Annotated in this window: 1 protein-coding gene; it reads right to left on the bottom strand. The window is 40.5% G+C overall.

Annotated elements, in window-relative coordinates:
- Nucleotides 1-1,723 (bottom strand): zinc-dependent metalloprotease family protein (locus tag IX84_RS30050; protein ID WP_044230260.1); only part of this gene is annotated, 1,723 nt, incomplete at its 3' end.
- Between the last annotated feature and the right edge of the window lie 95 nt (nt 1,724-1,818).

Below are 1,818 nucleotides of genomic sequence, written 5' to 3'. Positions count from 1 at the left end.
ATAGGATATTCTTCACAGGATTAGGGAAAATACTTAAAGCACCTTCATCACTGGTTTCAGATATACGCCCAGCTTTTACTCTTCTGCTAGACCTAACTGCATAGGAGTCCTCTCCGTTTGGGTCAATTTTCAAATTCCATGCACTCCAGTTAGTGAGCTGTAATACCCTGACAACCTCATCCGGCTCTTCGGTACAACTAGCAGTCAGTCTGATGAAGCCAGTCGGTTGGTTCTGAGGAACATCTACAGCCTGTAGAATAGCATCTTCCTCATAAGACAGCGTCTGAAAGGTATTCTGATGATCCCAGCTAATTTCCCAGTGATACTCAACAATGCCGTCTTGACAGCCTTCATAGTAAGAGGAATAAGTAAAAGAACCGATATTATCGTGATAAATATACAATGGCCCAGTGGCATTGGCATTAAAAGGGGGGTCTGCAAATCCGCCCTCCACCATACCTCCAAATAGACTAATCGGGCAAGCTGTCTGGGCTATCATTCTAGCATTATTATGATCTTCTGTGCCAGTGGCAAATTCCTGATAAAGTCCTTCCGGATTAGAAAATCTCAATACCCTGCTTACACCAGCGTTCCCGTCCATGACAGTACTCATATATTGGGCACAAAAATTTTGCCCCTCACCAGATATTGGCAATGTGCATATTTCATAAGCATTAGCAAATCCGTGTGGGTCATCTTCCTTTAAATGTCGACAGCCAAGTAAGTGTCCTATTTCATGGGCAAAAATATCTGGCGGAGCTTCTGTATCAATCACACTAAAAACCATATTCACGTCTGGTACACCACCTGTAAATCGGCCATCATTTATCATTGCTATTCCGCCTAGTTGCACGCCATCTGAAAAGAAATCCATGACTTGGAACAAGACAACCAAATCGGCATTATATTCATCTCTAAGGGCTGGAATATTTGGATTTTGTTCTAATTGGCCGCGAGCAGCAATCGCGTTGCCCATCTCTTCATACCCCTCCAATAATTCATATCCTGCAATTTCAGCCGAGACATTGGTATTAGGAATCGCAGATTCGGCAAGGGCAGTATTCAGGTCAGCTACCCCAAGTATTGCTTCTTGCTCATAGTCTATCCCTGCGTCGAGTACTTCTTGTGAATAAAGTATCAATATGCTTATTATTGCATCACAGCTTTCTACTTCTTCATTGTCACCATCGTTTGGCCCCATTAAAACTTCTTCCTCTTCAAAAACTTCATCTTGATAGCAACGTCCTACTACTTTCTCTTTATCTATTTCTATTAGAACCTGATCATCATCTAACTCTGTACCCAAATCACGAATCATAAACCGGCGGTCCCCAATATTTATGCGCCCAAATTTTTTGTCTTTTTCTTGAGCAAATACAACATCCCCTAATAATTGCCCCTCTTCACTATAAATTTCTCCTGACCAAATATAATCCCTATCTGAATATCGTCTTGGTCTTTTCGCAAATGCATAAATCGGTGCCTCAATGTCAGGCAAACTAAATTCAAATGAGCCATTATCTTGAAAACTCCAAAGATCATTCATCTTTATAGGCTTTACCTCTAAATGTTTAGGGTTGCTTTCCTGCTCATAAAATAACTCTGCACGATTGTTATCAGAAAGAAATAAGTCTTTCGACATTGGTTCGATAAAGTCGGCTTGAGCATTGACTTTGTAGAATATCAAAAAGCTTAAAAAGCTTAAAAGAATGATGTTTCTCATGGTTTTAATTTTACAAATTACCAAAATCTAGAACAAAGATTCAGATTGATCTTTCGTTAGGGATCAGTACAATTGTGGCTAACGGCCCGGCTACG

The organism is Phaeodactylibacter xiamenensis (assembly GCF_000759025.1).
GTDB classification, from domain to species: domain Bacteria; phylum Bacteroidota; class Bacteroidia; order Chitinophagales; family Saprospiraceae; genus Phaeodactylibacter; species Phaeodactylibacter xiamenensis.
Note: the sequence above shows the minus strand (reverse complement) of the source record. Positions and strands in the feature narration are given on the sequence as shown.